General features: G+C 68.7%; 16 protein-coding genes and 1 tRNA gene. 9 read left to right on the plus strand and 8 right to left on the minus strand.

Annotated elements, in window-relative coordinates; all coding sequences use genetic code 11:
* Positions 1-36: 36 nt before the first annotated feature.
* Together ACFFRH_RS14540 and ACFFRH_RS14545 are read right to left on the minus strand one after the other, a co-directional pair.
* Complete coding sequence (locus ACFFRH_RS14540) at positions 37-210, minus strand: hypothetical protein (RefSeq protein ID WP_344748526.1); 174 nt, start codon at positions 208-210, stop codon at positions 37-39.
* Between the two features lie 315 nt (positions 211-525).
* On the minus strand, positions 526-1743 hold the full coding sequence (locus tag ACFFRH_RS14545; RefSeq protein WP_344748527.1) for a helix-turn-helix domain-containing protein: 1218 nt from the start codon (positions 1741-1743) through the stop codon (positions 526-528).
* An 881-nt stretch (positions 1744-2624) separates the two neighbouring features.
* On the opposite strand from ACFFRH_RS14545, the gene ACFFRH_RS14550 reads away from it, so the two are divergent.
* The 5 genes from ACFFRH_RS14550 (at position 2625) to ACFFRH_RS14570 (ending at position 6691) form a co-directional block, all read left to right on the plus strand.
* Complete coding sequence (locus ACFFRH_RS14550) at positions 2625-3110, plus strand: hypothetical protein (RefSeq protein ID WP_344748528.1); 486 nt, start codon at positions 2625-2627, stop codon at positions 3108-3110.
* A 43-nt stretch (positions 3111-3153) separates the two neighbouring features.
* A complete protein-coding gene (locus ACFFRH_RS14555) occupies positions 3154-3486 on the plus strand; it encodes a hypothetical protein (protein ID WP_344748529.1) in 333 nt (110 codons plus the stop codon).
* 311 nt (positions 3487-3797) lie between these two features.
* A complete protein-coding gene (locus ACFFRH_RS14560) occupies positions 3798-4682 on the plus strand; it encodes a hypothetical protein (RefSeq protein WP_386156909.1) in 885 nt (294 codons plus the stop codon).
* On the plus strand, positions 4679-5242 hold the full coding sequence (locus ACFFRH_RS14565; RefSeq protein ID WP_344748532.1) for an AAA family ATPase: 564 nt from the start codon (positions 4679-4681) through the stop codon (positions 5240-5242). The genes ACFFRH_RS14560 and ACFFRH_RS14565 overlap by 4 nt, the downstream gene beginning before the upstream one ends.
* Before the next feature lie 21 nt (positions 5243-5263).
* Positions 5264-6691 carry an ASCH domain-containing protein gene (locus ACFFRH_RS14570; RefSeq protein WP_344748534.1) on the plus strand — a complete coding sequence of 476 codons (1428 nt, stop codon included), beginning with the start codon at positions 5264-5266 and terminating at the stop codon, positions 6689-6691.
* 180 nt (positions 6692-6871) lie between these two features.
* Here ACFFRH_RS14570 and ACFFRH_RS14575 read toward each other — a convergent pair.
* Positions 6872-6963 (minus strand) — tRNA-Ser (locus tag ACFFRH_RS14575).
* A gap of 119 nt (positions 6964-7082) precedes the next feature.
* Positions 7083-9512 (minus strand): nucleotide-binding protein, encoded by a 2430-nt coding sequence (locus tag ACFFRH_RS14580; RefSeq protein WP_386156912.1) that lies wholly within the window; start codon positions 9510-9512, stop codon positions 7083-7085.
* A gap of 117 nt (positions 9513-9629) precedes the next feature.
* On the opposite strand from ACFFRH_RS14580, the gene ACFFRH_RS14585 reads away from it, so the two are divergent.
* On the plus strand, positions 9630-10586 hold the full coding sequence (locus tag ACFFRH_RS14585; protein ID WP_344748538.1) for an NAD(P)H-quinone oxidoreductase: 957 nt from the start codon (positions 9630-9632) through the stop codon (positions 10584-10586).
* 4 nt (positions 10587-10590) lie between these two features.
* Positions 10591-11106 carry a bacterial proteasome activator family protein gene (locus ACFFRH_RS14590; protein ID WP_344748539.1) on the plus strand — a complete coding sequence of 172 codons (516 nt, stop codon included), beginning with the start codon at positions 10591-10593 and terminating at the stop codon, positions 11104-11106.
* Between the two features lie 219 nt (positions 11107-11325).
* On the opposite strand, the gene ACFFRH_RS14595 is transcribed toward ACFFRH_RS14590, so the two are convergent.
* On the minus strand, positions 11326-12126 hold the full coding sequence (locus ACFFRH_RS14595) for an HAD family hydrolase (protein ID WP_344748540.1): 801 nt from the start codon (positions 12124-12126) through the stop codon (positions 11326-11328).
* A 237-nt stretch (positions 12127-12363) separates the two neighbouring features.
* Between ACFFRH_RS14595 and ACFFRH_RS14600 the strand changes: the two genes are divergently transcribed.
* Both ACFFRH_RS14600 and ACFFRH_RS14605 read left to right on the plus strand, forming a co-directional pair.
* Positions 12364-12567 carry a cold-shock protein gene (locus tag ACFFRH_RS14600; RefSeq protein ID WP_012886943.1) on the plus strand — a complete coding sequence of 68 codons (204 nt, stop codon included), beginning with the start codon at positions 12364-12366 and terminating at the stop codon, positions 12565-12567.
* A gap of 514 nt (positions 12568-13081) precedes the next feature.
* Positions 13082-13264 (plus strand): hypothetical protein, encoded by a 183-nt coding sequence (locus ACFFRH_RS14605; protein ID WP_344748541.1) that lies wholly within the window; start codon positions 13082-13084, stop codon positions 13262-13264.
* Between the two features lie 67 nt (positions 13265-13331).
* Here the strand turns inward: ACFFRH_RS14605 and serS are convergent, their stop codons facing one another.
* The 3 genes from serS to ACFFRH_RS14620 all read right to left on the minus strand — a co-directional run bounded on the left by serS (position 13332) and on the right by ACFFRH_RS14620 (position 17466).
* Complete coding sequence (serS, locus tag ACFFRH_RS14610) at positions 13332-14594, minus strand: serine--tRNA ligase (protein WP_344748542.1); 1263 nt, start codon at positions 14592-14594, stop codon at positions 13332-13334.
* A 194-nt stretch (positions 14595-14788) separates the two neighbouring features.
* Positions 14789-15709 (minus strand): prephenate dehydratase, encoded by a 921-nt coding sequence (pheA, locus tag ACFFRH_RS14615; RefSeq protein ID WP_344748543.1) that lies wholly within the window; start codon positions 15707-15709, stop codon positions 14789-14791.
* 287 nt (positions 15710-15996) lie between these two features.
* Positions 15997-17466 (minus strand): glycosyltransferase 87 family protein, encoded by a 1470-nt coding sequence (locus ACFFRH_RS14620; protein ID WP_386156921.1) that lies wholly within the window; start codon positions 17464-17466, stop codon positions 15997-15999.
* Between the last annotated feature and the right edge of the window lie 56 nt (positions 17467-17522).

Here is a 17522-nt window from a genome sequence, read left to right on the forward strand (position 1 = left end):
CGCTTGGGGTCCGGTCTGGGCGCGGGAGAGTCGCTCTCAGGGGTCGCTGATGGTGGCCGCGGCTTCGGCGGTCATTCCGGCGGCGAGCAGGAGCATCGTTCGACGGTCCACGTGTGAGTCCAGCCTTCCCACGATCCAGGCCAGCGTTGGAAGGTCGACGTCCCAGGGGTCGTCGAGCCGGCGCGGGCCGGTGGCTACAACGCTTTCCACGCTGGGCAGAGAGCTTGTTGGCCTTCCATCCCGAGACGGGATGACCGCGGCGGGATGAGTGGTGGTGTCGATCACGCGAGATGGCGCGGTGCGGGCTCTCCTTCGTAAATCAACAAACAAAGGATGCAAGCTCAGTACAGATGGACCATGGTTACCGAAGAGACTGCTCGGTGAAGCAGATCGTACATGCGATGCGGTCGAACGCGGTGTCGGTGCTACTTTCCAAATGACCACTACGCACAGGACGGCACCGGGGCTCCCATTACCTCGGCCTTCTCGTCGGTCACATAACCGGTGGGGTGTCGTTTGTGGAGTTCACGAACAGGCCAGCATGCGACGCAGATCCTGAGCCGAATCCGCGAGTGTCGACGTCGTGCTCGTTCCGGCATGCTCTATGCGGTCGGCAACGCGAAGCAGCAGGTTAGCCGTACGCGCGGAGCCGACCTCACCTGCCTGTTCCATCACGTCCACGATGATCGGCTCGGCCTCTCGCCATGCCTGCGCGTGTACGAGGGCATTGAGCAGCTGGGCGGCGTACTGATATCGGGAACGTCCCCGGATGGATCGCCGAACGAAAGCCTCTGCGATCGGAGCGACGGCCTGCCGCCACTCGCCCAGCTCCGCGTGAGCCATGCCCTCATGCCAGGCCAGCTCGGCCTCATCCATCCACCATGTCCAATACGGATCGCGCGTGTTGATGCTCTCGGCTAGTGCGGATCGCGCCCGCCGGAGCGCGTCGAACCCGCGCGGTCTGTCGCCCATGGTGGCGAGCGCACGTCCACGCCGCACATCGAATATCGCCGCCACACGAGGAGGAAGGCCGCCATCGTTGAGCACGTCGTCGGCGATGCGCAACGCCTCGCGCGGGCGATGCCGATACAAGGACAGCATCGACAGGTGGGCCAGCTCGAACAGCTCCATGCCACGATCTCCCGCAAGGCGGGAGAGCATTAGCGCCTCCTGGATGATCTGACGCGACGCATCATGGCGATCGGCGTCGTACGCCATCCAGGCGGCGACCTCTCCGGCCTCTCCGGCGGCGGCTTCCAAATCTCGCTCGATTCCGGCCGTGAAGTTTCCCGCAGCGAGCTTGGCGCTGGCGATTCGGAAGACCCGCAGGGAAAGCGGGAAAACCTCATTTCCACCATGCGCGCCGTCCAGCGCGACGAGCGCCTGGATGGTTTGCCGGAGCATCGTCACGTAATCCGTGTCAGCAGGCCGACCGTTCAAGGCGAACGGGTCATGAACGCTGACGTCAACTGGCACCGGGCTGTCCGGGGTGATGAGGCTTTCGAACAGCTCAGACTCATCAAGGCCGAACACCAGCGCGAGCAGCCGGGGGTAGGGAGGGCGAGGCCGGGCTCGACCCGCCTCCCAGTCGCGAAGCATCCGGGTCAAAGACTCCCGGCTCGGCAAGCTCATACCGGCGTGTTCATAGGCCGCTTCGGTCAGGCGCCGGGCCACGTCTTTTTGTGACCAGCACCGCTCAAGCCGCTCAGTCTTCAGCCGCCTGGCCCAGGTTGGCAGATTCATGATCACCTCACGGACGTGGGGGAATCCGCTTTCATCCTCCATCCTCCTCTACCGGATGGCGACCATGCGGCGTTCTGATGGATCCGCCGTGTCGGTGACATGGCACCCGCAAAAGGCGGGACCCGCAGGCGCGCTCACGCCGAACGGGTCCCTTGATCAGGAAGTGAGTCCTGACCCATGAACAACCCTAGTGCTCCGGTTCTCGAGCGGCCTGCGGCGAGGGGAGGCTTCGACGAGTGCGACTGTTTCGCTGACGCTCCGCCCCTGCCGATGGGCTGCGCTGTCTGCGGGCACGCACCTTATGCGCACGGCTGTCCCAGCCAGACCACCGATCACGAGTACGCGCAACCGTCCGGCAAGCTGATGGCCGAGCGCTTGGACGTGCGCCGCCGGCTCGGTATGGGCCGGACCCCGCCGCCTTTCGAGCACACCTTGGAAGGCCCGACGCAGCCGACTCCGCTCGTGCCCACGCCCTGCCAGGCCGAACCCGATTCGTCGTCACCGCGCGTACAGCGCCTGGCGGCGCCCAACAAAGGCTCACACCGGCCTGTCGAGACGCAGGAGAACCGCACGATCCGCCTGGCACTCACCCATGACCCTCTCGCCCGGCGACGGACCCGCACCAAAGCCCGCACGCAAGAGCGCGTCCCCTACCAGGTCCGCACCGACACCCGCCCTCATCGCGGCATCGTGGGTTACGAGACAACGCACCCCCGGCTTGGGGATCCTGCCTCTCGTTGGACGCTCCCCCTGCTGCCGGACATCCTTAACGCAGGTGACCGGCGTCAGCTGTACCAGCCCCTCTCACGGGGACCGGCCGTTACCTTCGATTGGAGACACTCGCCGGACACCTTCCCGCCGCGCCGACGCGAGGCCGCGGCATGAGCGCGACCCCGCAGGGCAACGCCCCCACCGGCAGGCGCGACGGCAGTCCCACTTCCCAAACGCGCGCCACCACGTCGTCGACCACCATCGACCACTCGTCTTTCCTGCCTGCCGAAGGCCAGATCGACACTCGGCGCCGTGAGCACTCACCCACCACACGGGCCGAGGAACTGGCCGCGGTGCTGACCGAGGTGCATGGCATCACGGCAGATGTTCACGAGCTTCGCTCCGGCAACGCCATACTGTCCGTCCATTACGGGCTGCTGGCCTACACCGACGGCGAGAGGTTCTGGTGGACCAGTCCTGAGCTCAGTGACTCCGGTAGCCCTCTGCTCAGCTCCGTGCTGACTCTTCCTGTGGCGGCTGAGCAACTCGCCAAGCACTACGCGATCCTGCGCCGCAGGGATGCCGCCGACGTACTGCGTAGCGAACTGCCACTGCTGGCCGACGTGATCGTGGCTGATCATGTTTCCCCGATCTGACTCCGAAGCGGCTTGGGTCGCCGAGCAACGGAAGGAGGCAGCCGTGATTCCGCCCTACGGCACACCAGCAGGCGACCGGTTGAACGCGGCCACCTGGCGGCCCGGTGCCATCGCCGCACTTCAGCATCTGCGGACCGAGCTGCACACCCACCGGATCTATCCCGCCATCGCCTACGACGAAGGCATGCCCCGCCTCGTGATCGGCGCCGACACGCTGACCGTCTGGGCAGACCGCGAAGGCATGTTCTTCTGCTGGGGCACCATCCACTTGGAGGAGCCCGCCGACCACACCCCGGCCGACGACCTGCCAAAGGTCGCACGCCGCATCGCCGAACAGCTCGGAGAGCACTACACCGAGCCACACAACCGGCCATGAGCAGTGCGGCGGCATGGAGAGTACGGTCTTCCGAGCCGCTGTACCCAGTTCCCGCGAGTGGCGCCACCTCAGCAGCACTCGCGGAGCCAGGAGCGACCGGACGACGTCCTGGGCAAGGCGTCGCCGAACGCCGGTCGCGGCGGTTGCCCCCGTCTGGAGGGACGGGGGCACCGCCAAGCACCTCCACCTTCCACAAGCTCGCGAATCTGGGTGAAGCGTCGGAAAGATGATCACGAAAAGCTGGGCATATCGTGGGCATCAAGAGTGGGCATTTCCTGGGCATGCCCACTGGGGAAAGTTAGGAGGCGCGTATGCCTGCATCTGTTCCGTCGCCGCCCATATTGGGCGACGAGCTTCGGCTTCTCCTTCACACCGGCCTACCGGTGCCCTCGGACATCGTCGCCCCGACACTCCTGGCCCTACCGGGGGTCTCCGTCCGGGCCGCCAATTCACACAACGCCACCAGCCGAGCCCGTGCCCTGGACGGCCTGCTTCGCTGGCAACTCGCCCAGCTGGAACACGAGCTGGCCGACGCGGCCCGGATTCTGTTCGGTGCCGCGCCTGGAACAGCGGGAACCACGCTGACCGAACGTCGCGCCAGAGCCGCACGAGCCGCCGGCTACGAGGTCCATCACTTCCGCAAACGAATCGAACCTCGGTTGTGTCTGCTCCTCGCCGACATGCTCGCCGCCGACTCCGAGGAGGTCGCCGCAGTGCATGCCGTACCTCCCGTACTGACCGCGACCAGTCAGGGCCCCCTGCGACTGCCCGCGGACGTCTTCGCCTGGGAAGTCGTCGAACACGAGCGGATGCTGTCCAAGCTCTGGGCGGCGGTCTACGCGCTGCGTGCGGACCTGCTTGACCTCGCTCGACTGGTCAGCATGGATGCTCCCGACCACGACCGGTACCAGGCGGTCGACACAGCACTGTGGCGCTACGGCCAGGTACTCGCCGAAGCCGACGAGTATCGAGGCGCCTACGGAGACGCGCTCCTGCACACCGGAACCCGGCTGCCTCCGCGTGGCCTGGCCCAGCTCGCCGGTTGGATCCCTCCGATTCCGGAGGCCGCCACCGACCAACTCTCCGTGGTCGCCCGTATCGCGACCACCCAACAGGACTTCCTGGCACAGGTGGACGATACGGATCGCGACACCTGGCATACGGCGTTCACCACGATCGAAAGGACGGCATCGTGACCACCCCTCCCACGACGTCACCTCCCCAGCGTTACGTGATTACCGGCGGCCCGTCCGCTGGAAAGGAAACCGTGTTCACCACCCTGCGCGAGCGCGGCATCCCATGTTCCGAGCGGGAGGCCGCCCGGGAGATCTACCGCGAGCACCGTGAGCGCCTAGGGCGCCATCTGCAAGTCGGGGATCGCAGGGACTACTCCCGTGAAGTCTTGGCCGCCTTCGTCGCCGAGTACAGCGGCCACAAGCACGGCCCCCGCTTCTACAACCGTGGCATCCCCGACGGCTACGGCTGGGATCGTTTCTTCGGTCTCAGCCCGTATGTGGAGCTGGAGGAAGCCAGCCGCACCTACCGCTACGACCAGGTGTTCGTCCTGGACTCGCTGGACAACTTCACCAGTGCCGACGACCTGGTGTGGGCCAAGGAACGTGAGATCGCCCGCGTCCACCAACTCATCATCCAGGGCTATTACGACGCCGGATACCGCCCCATCTTCGTGCCCGCCGACGATGCCGCGGCGCGCGTCGACTTCATTCTCGCCAACCTGGCCGCCCCTATCGAGTGATCCCCATCCCCGAGGAGAGCCATGAACTCCGTCGAGCTCATCTCACCGAACAACGTCACAGCCAACGCCATGATCCGGGCAATCGACATGATCCGCCCGCAGATCCAGGCTCAGCGCCCCGCGCTGGTCGCGTTCTGTGTCGGCACGCAGATCAACGGCACCCCACATCTGGGGACGTCCCTGGTGCAGGCGGCTTTCCTCCTCGCCGCAGCCGCCCGTCGAGCGTTCTCCGTCGAGGCCGTGGTCCGCTTCGGCGCGCTGGACAACGCGCCCTACGACATCCAGCTTGACCCCGAGACCCATCACGCCTACCAGATCACCTACCACCACGCTCTCGGCACCGACGGCGTCACCGAGTTGATCGACAAGAACTACCGCGCCTTCTTCGACTCTCTGGCCGATGCCACCGGCATCGACTACGAGATCGAGACCTACACCGAACAGCAGTCCATCCCGGCCTTCCGTGCCGAATTCCTGCGCACACAGCGCCAGTTGGACACCATCCGCTGGCCGCTGTCGCCCTCTCACGGCATCGTCCATCTGCGGCTGCCCTGCCCCGCCTGCGGGTGGGCGGAGAAGCGGGCCGAGCGCACCAAGCTGACCCGCCTGGCCGACGCCTCGGGAGCCTTCACCGCGGTGTGCACCACCTGCGGCCCGTACGAGATCACCGTCACACCCGAGGCCGGCCCCTACATCGACCTGGCCACCCTGTATCGCAACCTGGTCAAGGAAAGGGTCCTGGCGGCCGAGCCGGCGACCCTGAACGTCATGGTCAAGGGCGGAGACTGGGCACCCGGGTGCCAGCTCGTCGATGCGGCCTTCGCCGCCCTGCACGGCATCCACTCGCCACCCAGGATTTTCACGCCGATGGCGCTGACCGACACCGGGGCCAAATTGTCGAAGTCCCTGATCCGGGACAACAAGCTCCCGCCGCCGCCTGGCGCTCAACCCTGGATGCTGAACGCGACCGAGTGGAACGGTGGCATCGATGACTACGTGGACGCGATGGTCTGGCTGGTCCGGCTCATGCTGTCCAACCCGAAGCACTTCTACCGCTCCTACACGACCCTGGAAGTGAACCGCCTGATGAGCACTCGCAGCGTCACCCCGACGAGCCCGCCCCGCGCCCGGCACATGAACCTGTACCGGCGTTACTTCGACCTGGTCGCCTCCGGCCGCAAGACGATCGAGGTCCGCGTCCAGTACGCCAACCTGCGCAACCTCGCCGCGGGTCAATACATCCGCTTCGCCTGCGGCACCGATGAATGCCTCACCCGCGTCGTCCGGGTAGCCCGCTACACCAGCTTCGACGAGATGCTCGACATCGAGGGCCCGGCCAACGTCAACCCCGATTCCCCCCGCGAGGAGCAGCTCGCCAACATCCGCCGCATCTACAACCCGGAAAAGGAGGCCCTGGGCGTCCTGGCCATCCAGATCGAGCGAGTCTGAAAGCCGCTCTTCCCGTCATGCGAACGGTGACTCCGTCAGGCCGTCCTCGACGCGGCGGAAAAAGTGATCACACTCGTCCTGGAGCGGAGAAGATCCCGGGAGGCGAGATCATGGCGCCGTGTTCCCATCCGACCCGCTTCGATGATCAGCATCGAGGCGGGAGCCGGAGGTTTCCACAGGTGGCGGAGAGCGTGGGATTCGAACCCACGAGACCGGTCACCCGGCCTAGCGGTTTTCAAGACCGCCGCCATCGTCCACTAGGCGAGCTCTCCTGGTGACACGTCCGAAGAACGTGTCAGATTGCACCCTAGTCTCTCATTGACCCGGGCGTGCCCGGACCCGGCGGGCGCCTCGTCCCCGATTCGGGGACGAGGCGCCCGCCCGGTGTGGGTCAGGGCTGGGGGCCCGCGAAACCGTCGCCGACCGAGGCGGCCAGGCGGAGGTAGGACTCGCGGGTGGCGGGCTGCAGCCTTTCCAGGTCGATCTCCGCGCCCTCCTCGAGGTGCGGGTCGTAGGGGACGCGGATGACGGCGCGGCAGCGGGCCGCGAAGTGGGCCTCCAGGCGGTCGAGGTCGACGGTCGACTTCGAACGCGGGCGGACGCTGCACAGCACCACGGTCGCGGAGCGGACGAGCTCCTCGTAGTGATGGGCCTCCAGCCAGTCAAGGGTCGCCGAGGCGGCGCGGGCGCCGTCCACGGAGGGGGAGCTGACCAGGACGAGCTGGTCGGCCAGGCCGAGCACGCCGGACATGGCCGAGTGGAGCAGGCCGGTGCCGCAGTCGGTGATGCAGATCGAGTAGAAGTTCTCCAGCACCTGGGAGACCGACTGGTAGTCGGCCGCGCTGAAGGCCTCGGACACCGACGGGTCACGGTCGGAGGCGAGGATCTCCAAGCGTGACGGGGCCTGGGAGGTGAAGGCCCGGATGTCGACGTACCTCTTGATCTGCTGCCGCTCGTTGAGCAGGTCACGGACGGTCGCGGAGGTTTCGAGCTCGACCTTGTCCGACAGGGTGCCCCGGTCGGGGTTCGCGTCGACCGCGATGACCCGGTCGCCACGCACCTGGGCCAAGGTGGCGCCGAGGCCGACCGTGGTCGTGGTCTTGCCGACACCGCCCTTGAGGCTGAGCACGGCGACGCGGTGGTGGCCGGTGGCCACCGGGGTGCGTGCGCGGCCGACCAGCTCCCTGCGGCGGCGGACCTCCGGGGACTCGCCGGGCTTGATCAGCCCGGCCGACGCCTTGTAGACCAGCTTGCGCCAGCCCCCGGCGGGCGCGTTGCGACGCCCCCTCAGCAGCGACTCCGGGTCCAGGCTGTCGGCGGACTGCCGGGGAGCCGTGCCCGGAGGCTGCTGCCTGGCCGGTGCGCCGAAGGCGGGCGCCGGAGCCGTCTGGCGGCGGCGTGCCTGGTACGGCTCCCGCACCGGTTCGGTCGTGTCCCGTCCCGGCGCGAAGGGGCTCTCCCGTTCCGCGCGCTCCTGGGACGGCTCCCGCTCGGGGGCGGAGGGCGCGTCCCGAGCGGGCGCGAAGGCCGTGGGACCGGAGAAGGCGGCGAAGCCGGAAGAACCGGAAGGACTGGAAGAACCGGAAGAAGGAGGCGGAGCCGAGCTGGAACGCTCCGGGCCGAAGGCGCCACGGGAACCGGGGGCGGTCTCCGTACCGAAGGGGCCCGAAGAGGACTCGGAACCGAACGCACCCGAGGTGGCGGGACGCTCCGGCGACGCGGCCGCTTCCGGCCTGTCGGTGCCGAAGGACCCGGGGGCCCGGAACGAGTCGGCGGGCTCGGACTTGGGCTCGGAACCGGACGCGGGGACGGGCGCCGGAACGGGTTCGAAGCGGTCCGAGGCGGGCTCGAAGCGCTCGGGGGCGGGCTCGAAGCGCTCGGGGGCCTGCCTGGGCGACTCCTTCGCCACCGACGTCACCGTGGACTCGAAGGACTCGAAGGACTCGAAGGGTTCGAAGATCGTACGGTCGCGGTCACGGTCGTGCTCGGCACCGGCGGCGGGGAAGCGGTCGCCACGGTCGGACGCACTGGACGCCCCGGACGCACCGGACGCACCGGACTCGGACGTGCCGGACGGGGACCGGTCGGCCTCCGCGGTTCCGGAGGCTCCGGAGGTTGTTCCGGAGGTTCCGGAGGAGAAGTCTCCGCTGGTCGAGGAGAAGTCCGTGCCCCCCGAGGTGGACCGCGTGCCACCGCTCCCGAAGGAGAAGCGGTCGGAGTCGGTGCCGCCGAAGTCCGTACTGCCGAAGGTGAACCGCTCGGTGTCCGAGGACGACGGCTTGTGCGGCTCCAGGTCAGGAGCCTCGGCCGAGGCGGGAGCGGCCGGCTCCGCCGGACGCTGGGGTTGCTCGAACAGCCCGCGGGACGGCTCCTGGGCGGGCGCCGCGAACGGGGTGCGGAGGTGCGGCTCGGTGAAGTCGGCGTGACCGTGGTCACCGGTGTCGGCCTGCTCCTGGCGCGGCAGGGGCTTGAGCGGCGCGAGGAAGCCGTCGTTGTCCTGCTTGCCGGATGCCGGAGCGGGCACGGTGAAGGAGCTCACCGTGTCGGAGGCCTCCATCCAGTCGGCCGCGTCGGCGTCCTCCACCGGCGTGTCGGTGGCCGGGTGGGCCGAGTCGACGGCCGCGCGGAACAGCGGCGACGACGTCGCGTCGGGCTCGGTCGGGACCAGACTCCAGGGGTCCTTCGGGTACGGCGAGACGACGGCGTCGTCCACCGCGGTGCCCTTCGCCGCCAGGGCGGGCGCCTCCTCCTCCTGCTCCTTGATGGCGTCGAGCCACGCGAGCTGTTCCTCGAGAGATTCCTCACGATCGTGTCTTGCCACCGTGTTCCCCCTCGGGATGGGCATAAAAGGGCAGCAAACACATAGCAGGTTAACGCCCTGTGTTCCTGTCAAGGTGAGCAACCACCAAGTTGGGGCTCAGCGGATACCTTTGCTCACATGCGCGCCATCGTGATCGATAAACCAGGTGGACCGGAAGTGCTGACGTGGCGGGAGGTCCCAGACCCGCTGCCCGAACGCGGCGAAGTCATCATCGACGTGGCCGCCTCCGCGGTCAACAGGGCCGACGCGCTGCAGCGTCAGGGCTTCTACGACCCGCCCCCCGGCGCCTCCCCGTACCCGGGCATGGAGTGCTCCGGCGTGGTCGAGGCGGTGGGATCGGACGTCGAGGGGTTCGCGCCGGGTGACCGGGTGTGCGCGCTGCTCAGCGGCGGCGGGTACGCCGAGAAGGTCGCCGTTCCCTGGCAGCAGGTCATGCGGGTGCCGAAGGGCGTCGACCTGGTCGAGGCCGCCGGGCTGCCCGAGGTGGCCTGCACGGTCTGGTCCAACGTCTTCATGACCGCGCGCCTGCGGAAGGGCGAGACCCTCCTCGTGCACGGCGGTGCCAGCGGGATCGGCACGATGGCCGTACAGCTGGCGAAGGCGTTCGGTTCGCGCGTGGTCGTCACCGCCGGGTCGCCGGAGAAGATCGGCCGCTGCCTGGAGCTGGGTGCCGACGAGGGGATCGACTACCGGCGGGAGGACTTCTCGGAGAAGGTCAAGGCCGACGTGGTCCTCGACATCATGGGCGGCAAGTACCTCGCGGGGAACATCAAGGTTCTCAAGACGGGCGGACGGCTGGTCGTGATCGGACTGCAGGGCGGCACGAAGGGCGAGCTGGACCTGGGAGCCCTGCTCGCGAAGCGGGCCTCGGTGTACGGCACCACGCTGCGTTCCCGGCCCGTCGACGAGAAGGGGGCCATCGTGCGCGGGGTCGTGGACAACGTCTGGCCCCTGCTCGACGCCGGGGCGATCCGGCCCGTGGTGCACGCCCGGGTGCCGATGAGCGACGCGGCCGAGGCCCACCGCATCCTGGAGTCCGGAGAACACATCGGGAAAATCCTGCTAGTAAGTTGAGGCTATGAACGCTGAGGAGAGCACTCCGCACATCGTGGTCGTGGGTCCCCAGGGCTCCCAAGGCGAGGAGGAGGGCGAGAGCCGATCGATCGCCGACCTCGTCGAGCAGCCCGCCAAGGTGATGCGCATCGGCAGCATGATCCGCCAGCTCCTCGAGGAGGTCCGGGCGGCACCGCTGGACGAGGCCAGCCGCAAGCGGCTCAAGGAGATCCACCAGAGTTCCATCAAGGAGCTCGAGGACGGTCTGGCACCTGAGCTGGTCGAGGAGCTGGAACGGCTCTCGCTGCCGTTCACCGAGGACGTCAACGGCACCCCGCCGAGCGAGGCGGAGCTCCGGGTCGCCCACGCCCAGCTGGTCGGCTGGCTCGAAGGGTTGTTCCACGGCATACAGACCACGTTGTTCGCCCAGCAGATGGCGGCTCGCGCCCAGCTGGAGAACATGCGCAGGGCGCTGCCCGGCGGCATGTCCCTCCAGCAGCAGGATGGCCCCCCTGGCGGCAACGCGGGCCCCTACCTCTAAAGCCCGTGGAAGCCCGCACAAGCCCGTAGAGGCCTCCGCCCGGCACCCACCGGTCTGCCGGGGCTCCGCGATCGGGTGCCGGTGGCTTCCGATCGCGGAGCCCGCGCCGAGCTTTCGCTCACCTCGGGCCTTCGCTCACACCAAGCCTCCGCTCGTACCGGACCATCGCTCACACCGGGCCTTCGCTCGCACGGACCATCGGAGGGCTCGCGGAGCCCGTCACGGTCCGTAGAGCTTCTCAAGGATCCCGGCGACCCCGTCGTCGTTGTTGGCCGCGGTCACGTGATCGACCGCGGCCAGCACCTCCGGGTGGGCGTTGGCGACGGCGTACGAGACACCGGCCCACCGCAGCATCGGAAGATCGTTGGGCATGTCGCCGAACGCGATCACCTCCTCGGCCGCGACGCCGAGCGTCGTGGCCAGGTGGGACAGTGCCGTGGCCTTCGTCACGCCGTGCGCGCTCATCTCGATCAATGCCCGGCCGCTGGAGTGGGTGGGGGTGACCAGGTCGCCGACCAGCCCGCAGACCGCCGCATGGAGGATGTCGGGGTCCATTCTGGGATGCAGTGCCAGAAGTTTGGCGCAGGGCCGCGAGGTGAGTGTGTCCGTTCCGACACGGAGTCCGGCGACTGCCTTACTGTCCCATCCTCCGAGACGGAAGTCCGATTCGTGGGCGAATCCGCCCTCGTATTCCACAGAGAACGCGAGGTCCGGAACCTTTTCGCGAAGACGCCTCACCACCTCTTCAAGCACGTCCGGGTGGATGAGGTGGGATTTGACGATCTGCTCGCTGTGCAGGTCGTAGACGAGGGCTCCGTTGGCGCATATGGCCAGCCCCCGATGGCGCACGGCTCCCGCGACCATGTGCATCCAGCGAGGTGGCCTGCCGGTCACGAAGACCAGCGCGGCCCCGGCGTTCTCCACAAGCGCAAAAGCGGCGGCCGTACGGGGGGAGACGGTGCCGTCCGAGCGCAGAGCGGTGCCGTCGAGGTCGGTGGCGACCAGCCTGGGGCTTTGCATAACACGTCCCAGTCTGCACTGTGATGGTCGGCGTGTCGGCCCCAGGGATCCGGTCCGAGGAATCTTCCTCATGGCGGGAACACGCCTGCGCCGGATAGTGTTAGATGTGATGGCGTTGTATTAGCTGAATCCCGTTGTGAAAACCAGTTTGACTGAGCCACCCCGGGGCCCGCTGTACGACACATGGGGTTCATGAGGTGTGAATCCCAAAGTTTCAAATCCTGAGGGAGAGCTTTAATGGCTCAGGGAACCGTCAAGTGGTTCAACGCTGAAAAGGGCTTCGGCTTCATCGCACCGGACGGCGGTGCACCGGACGTGTTCGTGCACTTCTCCGAGATCCAGGGCAACGGCTACCGTAGCCTCGAAGACGGCCAGCGGGTCGAGTTCGAGATCACCCAGGGCCAGAAGGGCCCGCAGGCCTCGCAGGTCCGCGCCGTCTGACGCATAGACCTCTTGGTTGAACGGGAAGGCGGGGTTCGCTTCTGGCGAACCCCGCCTTTCCGTTTCCGGAGCACCCGAGCACCTCAGGCATCCGAGCACCCTCTGTAACGTAACCGGGACGCACGCAGCCCCGCGAGACTCCCCGGGGATCGCGGCGTAGCGGTCCAGCCCCTCCCCGTCGCTGAGAGCGATCCTGAGGGCTTCGGCCGGGACGGTGACGGGTTTTGACGCCGACGGCCACTTCCCGCCTTACCGTGCGGCTGTGGGCGTGCCGGGCGCCGTCAACGAGCATGATCTACCTGATGCCGGGGCGTACGCGGCCCTCGGGTTCCAGGACGCACCCCGGTCACGAATGCCGCCGCCCCCGAACCGGGCCCCGTCGCGGCGGATCTACCGGTCGTGGAACGTTCGCGAGAGCCCCTCCTCGCCTGGTTCGGGCATCCGGCGACCTGGGCCTGCCTGCCCAGCGAGCCCGCGCATTGCCGTCGCCTGCTGCACGCCGTTCGGGATGTGGATGCTCTTCAGCGGTTGGGAGTCGGGCGTCATCGACGACTATCCGACGGCCGGGCTGCTCGCCTGGCTCGTCGGCGCGATCGGAGTCGGCGGGTCCGTTCTGGTCGGCTGGGCGGGCGCGGCCCAAGCGGAGGAAGCGCGAGAAGCAAGGGAAACGCGGGAAGCACGGGAACGTCCGGCGTGAACGCGGTGAAGGCCCCGCCGCGCGGCGGGGCCTTCACCCGTGAGCCTTGCTTGCCGGGGTGCGCGTCCTACTTGACGGGTTCGAGCACGTCGAGGCCGACATACGGGCGCAGGGCCTTGGGGAGCACGACGGAGCCGTCGGCCTGCTGGTGGTTCTCCAGGATGGCGACGATCCAGCGGGTGGTGGCCAGCGTGCCGTTCAGGGTGGCCACGTGCTGGGGCTTGCCGCCGGAGTCGCGGAAGCGGACGCCGAGGCGGCGGGCCTGGAAGTCGGTGCAGTTGGAGGTCGAGGTGAGCTCGCGGTAGCGGCCCTGGCTGGGCACCCACGCCTCGCAGTCGAACTTCCGCGCGGCCGAGGACCCCAGGTCTCCGGCCGCGGTGTCGATCACTCGGTAGGGCAGCTCGACCTTGGCCAGCATCTCCTTCTCCCAGTCGAGCAGGCGCAGGTGCTCGGCGTGCGCCTCCTCGGGGCGCACGTAGGAGAACATCTCCACCTTGTCGAACTGGTGGACCCGGATGATGCCCCGCGTGTCCTTGCCATACGAGCCCGCCTCGCGGCGGAAGCACGAGGACCATCCGGCGTAGCGGTGCGGGAGCGCGGAGCCGTCCAGGATCTCGTCACCGTGGTAGGCCGCCATCGGCACCTCGCTCGTGCCGACCAGGAACAGGTCGTCGTCGGGCAGGTGGTACACCTCGCTGGCGTGGGCGCCGAGGAAACCGGTGCCCTTCATCGACTCCGGCTTGACCAGCACAGGCGTGATCATCGGGACGAAGCCCGCCTCGATCGCCTGCTGCATGGCCATGTTGAGGAGCCCGAGCTGCAGCCGCGCGCCGACACCCCTCAGGAAGAAGAAGCGCGAGCCCGACACCTTCGCGCCGCGCTCCATGTCGATCGCGCCGAGCAGCTCGCCCAGCGCCAGGTGGTCCTTGGGCTCGAAGCCGAAGGACGGCTTCTCGCCGATCTCCTCCAGCACGACGTAGTCGTCCTCGCCACCGGCGGGAGCCCCCTCCTCCACGAGGTTGGGCACCGTGTAGAGCAGCTCGTCGAGCTCGGCGCCGAGCGCCTCCGCCTCGGCCTCGGCGGACTTGACCTGCGAGGAGAGGTCTTTCGCCCGCTCCAGCAGGGTGGCCTTCTCCTCCCCTGAGGCACGGGAGACCGACTTGCCGACGGTTTTCTGCTCGGCGCGGAGCGTCTCGAAGCGGCTCAGCGCGCCGCGCCGCCGCTCGTCGAGGTCGAGCAGCGTGTCGACGACAGAGTCGTCCTCACCGCGGGCACGCTGCGACGCCCGTAGCCGGTCGGGATCCTCACGAAGGGTACGCAGGTCAATCACAGCCACAAGGCTACCGATGTACGGCGAGCGTCCGCGCCCGGATTAACCGGCCCGCCCCCGTGCCATCCGTTTCCCGCCCGGTCCCGGCCGATCCTGGCCTTCGTCGCCCGTCCCCGTCCGCCGGGACGCCTTCGGCGGGCGTGCGCGCCGGCACCGTACGAGGATCGGGCACCGGCTCGCGGACCGGGCGACGATCAGACCTGACCGGTGCGGACCCTGCTGAGCCAGTCGGCGGCCTCGGCGAAGTCATCGTCGTTCGTGCCGCGCTTGATCTGGGGGGAGAGGCCGTCGGCGCGTGGGTAGCTGCCCAGGAAGCGCACCCTGGCGGAGATGCGGTGCAGACCCGAGATCGCCTCTCCGACGCGTGCGTCGGCGGCGTGGCCCTCGAACTCGAAGTGGAAGAAGTAGCGGCCGATGCCGTCGCCGGTGGGCCGCGACTCGATGCGGGAGAGGTTGACGCCGCGGACGGAGAACTCGGTCAGCATCTCCTGCAGCGCGCCCGGGTGGTCGTCGGCGAGGAAGACGACCAGTGAGGTGCGGTCGGCCCCCGTCGGCTCGGGCAGCGGGCCGGGACGCGACACCTGGACGAACCGGGTGACGGTGTCGGTGCGGTCGCCGATCCTGGCCGCGAGCTCGACCAGGCCGTAGTGCTCACCGGCGATGCGCGCGGCGATGGCCGCGTCGTACGGCGAGCCGGGAAGCGCGACCTCCTGCGCCGCGGCGGCGGTCGACGGGGCGGCGACCACCACGGCGTCGGGCAGCTCACGGGCGATGAAGTTGCGGCACTGGGTGATGGCCGCCGGGTGGGAGAAGACCCTCTTGATGTGGCCGATCTCGGTGCCGGGACGCGCCAGGAGCGAGAACTCGACGGGGAGCAGCAGCTCGGCGGTGATGAGCAGCGACTCACCCCGGGCGAGCTCGTCAAGGGTCGTGGTGATGGCGCCTTCGAGCGAGTTCTCCATCGGGACGACGGCTCCGTCGGCCTCGCCGAGCCGGACGGCCTCCAGGGCCGCGGTGACGTTGGGGCTCGGCAGGCGCTCGGCCTCGGGCGCCAGGATGCGCAGGGCTTCCTCGGTGAAGGTCCCCTCCGGTCCCAGGTAAGCGAGTTTCGACATGACCCCAGGTTATCCGGCGACTGTCAGAAAATGTGCGGAGGATTACATACAGACGCGACTGATCTCGACCTGGCCACCTGGAGTCGTACCACGTCAGAGGCCGTTTTCTTTCGATCACCCCTCGATCGTCCCCTTGATCGCCCCTCGCCGGGCACGTCAGGCCCGGGGTCGCCGCCCTTCCCGGCCGCTTCGCGTCGAGGCCGTATCCCGCCGGGGAAGTGACCGGAACCGTCGGGAGGACGCCGGGGAATCGTCAGGGGAGCGAGCAGGAGGACGACCCGGAGCCGTCAGGGGAGCGCCCGGAACGTCTCTCTCCTGTTGGGCAGCCAGACCCCCAGCAACCAGACCAGAACCAGCGCGCCCAGGCCGAACCCGTTCTGCACGATCTTGCCCAGTACGGGACTGAGCACCGGGATCTCCGCGGCCTTGATCGTCACTCCCCACCAGGGGATCGGCAGCACGTAGTAGAGCCAGACCCCGGCGGCCACCCGGAGCCTGACCGGGTCGCGGCCGTCACCGGCCAGTGCGCCGAGCACCACGACCACCCAGGCCAGATGGTGGATCCAGGCGACCGGCGACAGCAGTACGGCCATCAGCCCGACCAGGGCGACCCCCGCCACGAGGTGCCCGTCGAGCAGGGCCCTGCGGGCGTGACGGAAGCCGTACCAGGCGACCACGGCGACCAGCGCCAACCAGAGCAGGATCGTCAGCGCGTCGGGCAGGTAGAGCCGGATGAGCATGCCGCGCATCGACTGGTTGGTGGTCGCGGCGTTGGCACCGAGCCGCTCGGGGTCGAGCAGCGCGCGGAACCAGAAGTCGGCGGAGTCCCCCGGGATCACCAGGAACGGCAGCAGGGTCAGCAGCGCCGCGGTGAGCGCGGCCACGAAAAAGGTCTCGCGATGCTCCCGCCTCGCGCCGGGCCCGAAACCGGCGATGAGAAGGTAGATCAGGAAGACGCCCGGGGTGAGCTTGACCGCGGTGGCCAGGCCGATCAGCATGCCGCGCGGCCACACCGGGCGCCTGGCCACGCAGTCGGCCAGGCAGAGCGCGACGAGCAGGATGTCCACCTGGCCGAAGCGGACCTGATCCCTGATCGGCATCAGGTAGGTGCACGCGATCATCAGGGCGGCGAACAGCAGGGGCGTCCACAGGCGGCCCACCCCACCCGCCCCACCCGTCCCATCCGCCTCGCTCACCTCGCCGAACCTGACCAGCCCGCCCAGCCTGGCGCGTACGCCCCCGGACGGCCCCGTCGTCCGCGCCGCGCCTCCGGCCGGCGTACCGGGAACGGCATCCGCCTCTCCGGTGGGCGTATCGGGAACGGCGTGCGGCGAGACCGGACCCCCGTCCGGTACGCCCGGTACGGTGCCCGCCCCGCCGAGCACGGCGCGGAAGGAGAGCCGGACGGTGATCGCCAGCGTCAGGAAGATCAACGCGGTCCACGTCCACTGCGCCGCCGTCCAGGACATCGCCGCCAGCGGTGTGGCGAGCAGCGCCGCCACCGGCGGGTAGGTGAAGGGCAGCAGCTGCGGCGCGGGCGTGACGAACCCGTAGACGGACCGGCCCTCCAGGACCGCCGCCCCGCCGGTACGGTAAACGTCCAGGTCGACCAGGCGCTGGTCGTCCACGTTGCCCAGCCAGTGGAGCACCAGCGGGGCCACCGCGGCGGCGACGAGCAGCAAAGCGAGCAGCCACACCGGCCACGACAGCCATGTCCGGGGGCGCCGCTCGGTCGTGGTCACCTCGCCAGTCCTCACGAGCAGGCAGGTTACCGTGGGGTCGGCCATGCCGTGGGGCCGGTTACCGTGGGGCC

This window comes from Streptosporangium vulgare, assembly GCF_042428775.1.
GTDB lineage: Bacteria > Actinomycetota > Actinomycetes > Streptosporangiales > Streptosporangiaceae > Streptosporangium > Streptosporangium vulgare.